Source organism: Rhodococcus sp. R1101, assembly GCF_000278445.1.
Taxonomy (GTDB): domain Bacteria; phylum Actinomycetota; class Actinomycetes; order Mycobacteriales; family Mycobacteriaceae; genus Rhodococcus; species Rhodococcus gordoniae.
In genome coordinates this window covers 1-7193 of sequence record NZ_AJVB01000179.1, presented here as the reverse complement: position 1 = coordinate 7193, position 7193 = coordinate 1, and the positions used below count along the sequence as shown (strand labels likewise).

Below are 7193 nucleotides of genomic sequence, written 5' to 3'. Positions count from 1 at the left end.
ATGTAGCCGCTGCGTCCGCTGTCGGTGGGGGTACCGAACGTCTCGTCCGTCCAACGCAGGAGTTCCTGCGCCGACGCACCCTCGAGTTCTGCCGCCCCCTGCGCGGCAATACTCCGGAGTTCGTCGATGTTCGTGTCGATCGTCATCGCGTCCCTTCCCGATCCGTCTTCGTGTCGCCCGCTGCAACAGTGCCGGTCATCGCAGGTCGGCCTCCTCGGCCCGGACGGCCCATTCGCCGAAACGCTCGCCCTCGGTGCGCTCCTTGACGAAAGTGCGCACCACCCGCTCGATGTAGTCGCCGAGTTCGGCGCTGGTGACCTTGTGCTGGCGCAGCTTGCGCCCGAACTTCGCGTCGAAGCCCAACGCACCGCCGAGATGCACCTGGAATCCCTCGACCTGGTTGCCCTCACCGTCGTCGACGAGCTGGCCCTTGAAGCCGATGTCGGCGATCTGGGAGCGCGCGCACGAGTTGGGGCAGCCGTTGATGTTGATCGTGACCGGGACGTCGAGCTGCGCGTTGATGTCGGCGAGCCGCTCCTCGAGTTCGGGCACCAGGGCCTGCGAACGCTTGCGTGTCTCGACGAAGGACAGCTTGCAGAACTCGATTCCCGTGCAGGCCATGAGATTCTTGCGCCACGGCGACGGCGAGGCCGGCAGACCCAGCGCCTCGAGCTCGGTGACGAGCTGCTCGACCTTGTCGTCGGCGACGTCGAGCACGATGAGCTTCTGGTAGGGCGTGAACCGGATCCGGTCGGAGCCCGCCCGCTCGGCGGCGTCGGCCACCGCGGACAGGATCGTGCCCGAGACACGGCCGGCGATCGGCGCGACCCCCACGGCGTTGAGGCCGTTGCGCAGCTTCTGGACGCCGACGTGGTCGATCGGACGCTCGGGAGCGGCCGGGGCCGGGCCGTCGATCAGCGGACGCTTCAGGTACTCGGTCTCGAGCACCTCGCGGAACTTCTCGATGCCCCAGTCCTTGATGAGGAACTTCAGGCGCGCCTTGGAGCGCAACCGGCGGTAGCCGTAGTCGCGGAAGATCGCGACGACGCCCTCCCACACGTCGGCGACCTCGTGCAGCGGGATCCACGCGCCGACCCGTTGCGCGAGCATCGGGTTGGTGGACAGACCGCCACCGACCCACAGATCGAAACCGGGACCGTGCTCGGGGTGCTCGACGCCGATGAAGGCGACGTCGTTGATCTCGTGCACGACGTCCTGCTGGCCGGAGATCGCGGTCTTGAACTTGCGCGGCAGGTTCGAGTACTCGGGGTTGCCGATGTAGCGGCGCACGATCTCGTCGATCGCCGGGGTGCCGTCGATGATCTCGTCGAGGGACTCACCGGCGAGCGGTGAACCGAGTACGACGCGGGGGCAGTCGCCGCACGCCTCGGTGGTCTTCAGGCCGACCGATTCGAGACGCCGCCAGATCTCCGGGACGTTCTCGACCTCGATCCAGTGGTACTGGACGTTCTGGCGGTCGGACAGGTCGGCGGTGTCGCGGCCGAACTCGGTGGAGATACCGGCGATCGTCCGCAGCTGGGTCACATTCAGGGCGCCGGCGTCGCAGCGCACCCGCATCATGAAGTACTTCGCCTCGAGCAGGTCGAGGTTCTCGTCGCCGGTGTACGTGCCGTCGTAGCCCTGCTCGCGCTGCGTGTACAGACCCCACCAACGGAACCGGCCGCGCAGGTCGCTCTTGTCGATGCCGTCGAAACCGGTGTGCGCGTAGATGTCCTCGATACGCCGACGGACATTGAGCGGGTTGTCGTCCTTCTTCGCTTGCTCGTTCGCGTTGAGCGGCTCCCGGTAACCGAGGGCCCACTGTCCCTCGGCGCGGCGGTTGGCAGGTCGCGCAGTGCGGCGTGCGGGCTTGGCCGACTCGTCGGCGGGAGTGACGTCGGTGGTCGACGACATACAGGGTCTCCTGATGTTCGCTGGAACCGGATCGGCGAGCGCAGGAGGGGGCTGAACCTCGTGCACGCATGCTTCGACCCGGCGGGATCTGGGATGTGCCGGGGAGTGCCGACTACGAACAGTCGGCGCAGAGACAAGCGGCGCAAGGCAGACAGCAGGACGCGCAGACGCGCTTGAAGTCGACGTGGCGTCGCGCCACGAGTCGCACTCCGGGTCCTGTCATGCCGACCATTGTGCCATGTCACCGGGGCGATTCCGAATTGTGGCCGGTATTTCCACCCGATTTTCGGGAAATGTCGAGGTAGGGGGCTCGCGCGCGGAGGCGCCCTCCGGGTCTCTGGAAGACTGGGGTCGTGAACACCACGGAGATCGGTCGGCGCACCGGCACGGAAATCGGTATCGCGGGTCGTCCGGCCGGTCTCGAACTTCCCGCTCCGGCGCTCGCGGGGGTGGGGACGCGACCGTTCGGGGTGTACGTGCACGTGCCCTTCTGCGCGACCCGCTGCGGCTACTGCGATTTCAACACCTACACGGCCGGTGAGCTCGGCAGCGCCGCCTCACCGCAGTCCTGGCTCGAGGGTCTGCGCCGCGAACTCGACGCCGGCGCCCGGTTGCTCTCGGACACCGGACGACGGGCACCCGCCGCCGAGACGGTCTTCGTCGGCGGCGGCACCCCCTCGCTGCTCGGCGCAGACGGGCTCGCGCAGGTGCTCGACGCGATCCGCGACTCGTTCGGACTCGCGCCCGGCGCCGAGGTGACCACCGAATCCAACCCCGAATCCACCTCCACGCAGTTCTTCTCGGCCATCCGGGAGGCCGGATACACCCGCGTGTCGCTGGGCATGCAGTCCGCCGCGCCGCACGTGCTGGCGGTTCTCGACCGCACCCACACACCCGGGCGGCCGGTCGCGGCGGCGAAGGAAGCGCGCGCGGCCGGTTTCGCCCATGTCAACCTCGATCTGATCTACGGCACACCGGGCGAGCGCGACGCCGATCTCGATGCCTCCCTCGACGCGGTGCTCGAGGCGGGCGTCGACCACGTCTCGGCGTACGCGCTCATCGTCGAGGACGGCACCGCGCTCGCGCGCCGTGTGCGTCGCGGCGAGCTGCCCGCACCGGACGACGATGTGCTCGCCGCGCGGTACGAACGGATCGACGCACGACTCGCCGAGGCGGGTATGACCTGGTACGAGGTGTCCAACTGGGCGAAGGCCGACGATCCGTCGGCGCGCTGCGCCCACAACCTCGGCTACTGGGACGGTGGCGATTGGTGGGGTGCCGGACCGGGGGCACACAGTCACGTCGGCGGCGTGCGCTGGTGGAACGTCAAGCACCCCGCCCGCTACGCGTCGACTCTCGCCGACGGTGTCCTGCCCGTGGCGGGCAGCGAACACCTCACGACCGAGGACCGGCACACCGAACTCGTGATGCTCACCGTCCGGCTGCGCACGGGCCTGCCGCTCGCCGTGCTCGACGCCGAGGAGCGCGAGGCGGCGGAGACGGTGATCGCCGACGGTCTCGCCGTGGTGCACGACGGCCACCTCGTGCTGACCGACCGGGGCAGGCTACTGGCCGACGCGGTGGTCCGCTCGATTCTCACCTAGCCGGCTCGTCCGTGCCCACTGCTTCCCGGTCGTGGCCCGAGCTCGGCCGGTCCGTCGGACGTCGGTCGAAACGGAACGAATCCACTCCTGATCCCGCTACGCGGGAGACGTGCCCCGAACCTCGGCACCCGGATCGGAAGCGCCACCGGGAATCAACAGGTCGTACTCGAACACCCGGACGTGCATCACCGGCCGGTTCCGCAGCGCGGACTGCACCGCCCGGTGGAGTCCGTCCTCGAGATACAGCACGCCCTGCCACTGGACGGCGTGCGGGAACAGATCGCCGTAGAAGGTCGAATCCTCCGACAACAGCCGGTCGAGTTCGAGAACCTTCGTGGTCGTGACGATCTCGTCGAGGCGCACCTGACGGGGCGGAATCCTCGACCAGTCGCGCAGAGACAGTCCGTGATCGGGATACGGCTTGCCGTCCCGGACGCCCTTGAAGATCATGCGAACACATTACGGGGAATACGCTGCCACCGTCGCGTCCGGTGCCGGGATGGTGTCGCGCACGTGCCCGACACCTGCACGGTCCTCGCGCGATTAGACTGGCAGGGTACGGCCCCCAGAGGTGCGGTCCTGCAGGCGGTGGAAACGGAGGTGGCGGGTTGTCGAGTACCGAGGAGCGGAGATTCAAGGTCTTGCGCGCCATCGTGGCGGATTATGTGTCCACCAAGGAGCCGATCGGCTCCAAGACTCTCGTCGACCGGCACAATCTCGGTGTATCCAGCGCCACGGTCCGCAACGACATGGCTGTGCTCGAAGCCGAGGGCTACATCACACAGACCCACACGAGTTCCGGGCGCGTACCCACCGACAAGGGCTACCGCCAGTTCGTCGACAGGATCGCCGAGGTCAAGCCGCTCTCGTCGGCCGAGCGTCGCGCGATCCTGCAGTTCCTCGAATCCGGTGTCGACCTCGACGATGTGCTGCGGCGCGCGGTGCGTCTGCTCGCACAGCTCACCCGTCAGGTCGCGGTCGTGCAGTACCCGACGCTCTCGGCGTCGTCCGTGCGACACCTCGAGGTGGTCGGGCTGACACCGGCGCGGCTGCTGCTCGTGCTCATCACCGATTCGGGTCGGGTGGATCAGCGGATCGTCGAACTCGGCGACGTGATCGACGAGGACGGTCTGTCGCGACTGCGTGAGCTGCTCGGCGGGGCGCTGGCCGGCAAGCGGCTCGCTGCCGCGTCCATCGCGGTCACCGAACTCGCCGACAACGCGCCGGAGGATCTGCGCGACGCGCTCATCCGGTGCACCACGGTGCTGGTGGAAACCCTCGTCGAGCATCCCGAGGAACGCCTCGTGCTCGGCGGCACCGCCAACCTCACCCGCAACGCCGCGGACTTCGACGGCCACGGGATCGTGCCGGGATCGTTGCGCACGGTCCTCGAAGCGCTCGAGGAGCAGGTGGTGGTGCTGAAGCTGCTCGCGTCCAGCCAGGACGCCGGCCGGGTCACCGTCCGCATCGGTGAGGAGACCCAGTTCGAGGAGATGCGCACCACCTCCGTCGTGTCCACCGGTTACGGTGCCGCAGGTACGGTCTTCGGTGGTCTGGGAGTGCTCGGCCCCACCCGGATGGACTATCCGGGAACCATCGCATCGGTGGCTACCGTTGCGAGATATATCGGTGAGGTGCTCGGCGAGCGCTGAGCACCGTCCATTTTCTGTGTAGAACGAAGTAAGGACGAGAACCAAACGTGGCACGGGACTACTACGGGACGCTCGGCGTGTCCAAGAACGCGACCGACCAGGAGATCAAACGGGCGTACCGCAAGTTGGCGCGCGAGCACCACCCCGACGTGAACCCCGACGAGTCGGCGCAGAAGCGTTTCCAGGAGATCTCGGCCGCCTACGAGGTGCTGTCGGATCCCGAGAAGCGACGCATCGTCGACCTCGGCGGCGATCCGCTCGAACCCGGTGGCGGCGGCGCCGGTGGCTTCGGGGGTGCCGGCTTCGGTGGCGGACTCGGCGACGTCTTCGAGGCGTTCTTCGGTGGCGGGGCAGGCGGATCCCGCGGCCCGCGCGGCCGCGTCCAGCCCGGCGCCGACTCGCTGCTCCGCACCCGGCTGACCCTCGAGGAATGCGCTCGTGGCGTCACCAAGACGGTCACCGTCGACACCGCGATCCTGTGCGATGCGTGCACCGGTTCCGGTACCCACGGCGACTCTAAGCCCGTGCGATGCGAGACCTGCGGTGGTGCCGGCGAGGTCCAGTCGGTGCAGCGCTCCTTCCTCGGCCAGGTCATGACGTCCCGGCCCTGCCCGACCTGCCGCGGTGTCGGCGAGACCATCCCGGACCCCTGCCGGAAGTGCGGCGGCGACGGTCGCGTGCGCGCCCGCCGTGAGATCACCGTCAAGGTGCCTGCCGGTGTGGGCAACGGCATGCGCATCCGCCTCGCGGCCCAGGGTGAGGTCGGCCCCGGCGGTGGTCCCGCCGGCGATCTCTACGTCGAGGTGCTCGAACAGCAGCACGAGGTGTTCGTCCGCGACGGCGACGATCTGCACTGCACCATCCGGGTGCCCATGGTCGACGCCGCGCTCGGCACCGCGGTGACGGTCGACACGATCCTCGACGGCCCGATCGAGATCACCGTCGATCCCGGCACCCAGCCCGGTTCGGTCTCGGTGCTGCGCGGTCACGGCATGCCGAAGCTGCGGTCGGGCACGCGCGGTGATCTGCACGCCCATCTCGAGGTCGTGGTGCCCACCCGGATCGATCACAAGCAGACCAAGCTGCTCGAGGATCTGCGCCGGCACAGCGACCGCGAGCGTGTCGAGGTCGTGACGACCGGTTCGCAGAACTCCGGCGGCCTGTTCTCGCGTCTGCGCGACGCGTTCAGCGCCCGCTAGGTCGCCCGGGTGGCCGCGACACTGTTCTACCTCGACCCGCTGCCCGCCGAAGGGCAGACGGCCGTGCTCGACGGCAAGGAGGGCCGCCACGCCGCCACGGTCCGTCGCATCGCGGTCGGCGAACGGCTCGTGTTGTCCGACGGTGCGGGTGGGGTCGCCGACGTCGAGGTCACCGCGGTGGCGAAGGATCGGCTCGAAGCCCTCGTGCTCGGTCGTCGCGCCGTCGCCCGGCCGCGTCCGAGTGTGACGGTCGTGCAGGCGTTGCCGAAGTCCGACCGGTCCGAACTCGCCGTCGAACTGGCCACCGAGGCCGGGGCCGACGAGTTCGTGCCGTGGCAGTCGGCGCGGTGCGTCGCACGATGGGATGCCAAGGCGGACAAGGGTGTTGCCAAATGGCAGGCTGTTGCGACCTCGGCGGCCAAACAGTCGCGGCGTGCGCACGTGCCCACGGTCGACGCGCTGCACCGCACCCCTGAGGTCGTCGCCCGCGTGCGGTCGGCCGTCGAGCGCGGTGACGTCGTCGCGGTGCTGCACGAATCCGCGACCACTCCCTTCGCCGACCTGCCGGTGGGCGACGCCGCTTCGCTGACGCTGATCGTCGGTCCCGAAGGCGGACTCGACGACGCGGAGGTCAGCGCTCTCGTCGACGCGGGGGCTGTGGCCGTCGGTCTCGGCCCCACGGTGCTGCGTACCTCGACCGCGGCGGCCGTCGCACTCGGAGCGATCGGCGTGCTCACCGACCGGTGGCGCACCCGGCCGCTGCACTAGGGACCGTGTGCGGGTCCCGACTCTCTGCACTGAGGGACCGCTTGCGGGTCCCGACC

The 7193-nt window shown here is 69.0% G+C and carries 6 protein-coding genes and 1 pseudogene; 4 read left to right on the top strand and 3 right to left on the bottom strand.

The genetic code is table 11. The features are described 5' to 3' along the window. Both R1101_RS26595 and R1101_RS0112690 read right to left on the bottom strand, forming a co-directional pair. Positions 1–146: pseudogene (locus R1101_RS26595) on the bottom strand (phosphoadenylyl-sulfate reductase); the annotation flags it as partial. A gap of 49 nt (positions 147–195) precedes the next feature. After that, entirely contained in the window at positions 196–1914 is a 1719-nt protein-coding gene (locus tag R1101_RS0112690) for a nitrite/sulfite reductase (protein WP_016933793.1), read from the bottom strand. A 392-nt stretch (positions 1915–2306) separates the two neighbouring features. Between R1101_RS0112690 and hemW the strand changes: the two genes are divergently transcribed. Next, positions 2307–3518 carry a radical SAM family heme chaperone HemW gene (gene hemW, locus R1101_RS0112685; RefSeq protein WP_026003210.1) on the top strand — a complete coding sequence of 404 codons (1212 nt, stop codon included), beginning with the start codon at positions 2307–2309 and terminating at the stop codon, positions 3516–3518. A gap of 96 nt (positions 3519–3614) precedes the next feature. Here the strand turns inward: hemW and R1101_RS0112680 are convergent, their stop codons facing one another. After that, positions 3615–3968 carry a type II toxin-antitoxin system VapB family antitoxin gene (locus R1101_RS0112680; protein WP_016933791.1) on the bottom strand — a complete coding sequence of 118 codons (354 nt, stop codon included), beginning with the start codon at positions 3966–3968 and terminating at the stop codon, positions 3615–3617. Between the two features lie 158 nt (positions 3969–4126). On the opposite strand from R1101_RS0112680, the gene hrcA reads away from it, so the two are divergent. Genes hrcA through R1101_RS0112665 form a run of 3 tightly spaced genes read left to right on the top strand, consistent with a single transcriptional unit; the run spans position 4127 to position 7137 of the window. Beyond that, entirely contained in the window at positions 4127–5170 is a 1044-nt protein-coding gene (gene hrcA, locus R1101_RS0112675) for a heat-inducible transcriptional repressor HrcA (protein ID WP_016933790.1), read from the top strand. A gap of 47 nt (positions 5171–5217) precedes the next feature. Next, entirely contained in the window at positions 5218–6369 is a 1152-nt protein-coding gene (gene dnaJ / locus R1101_RS0112670; protein ID WP_016933789.1) for a molecular chaperone DnaJ, read from the top strand. 9 nt (positions 6370–6378) lie between these two features. After that, complete coding sequence (locus R1101_RS0112665) at positions 6379–7137, top strand: 16S rRNA (uracil(1498)-N(3))-methyltransferase (RefSeq protein WP_016933788.1); 759 nt, start codon at positions 6379–6381, stop codon at positions 7135–7137. The last annotated feature ends 56 nt before the right edge of the window (positions 7138–7193 follow it).

Coding starts and splice junctions, on each gene's coding strand:
- R1101_RS0112690 (WP_016933793.1), bottom strand. CDS start 1,914: ATGTCGTCGACCACCGACGTCACTCCCGCCGACGAGTCGGCCAAGCCC.
- R1101_RS0112680 (WP_016933791.1), bottom strand. CDS start 3,968: ATGATCTTCAAGGGCGTCCGGGACGGCAAGCCGTATCCCGATCACGGA.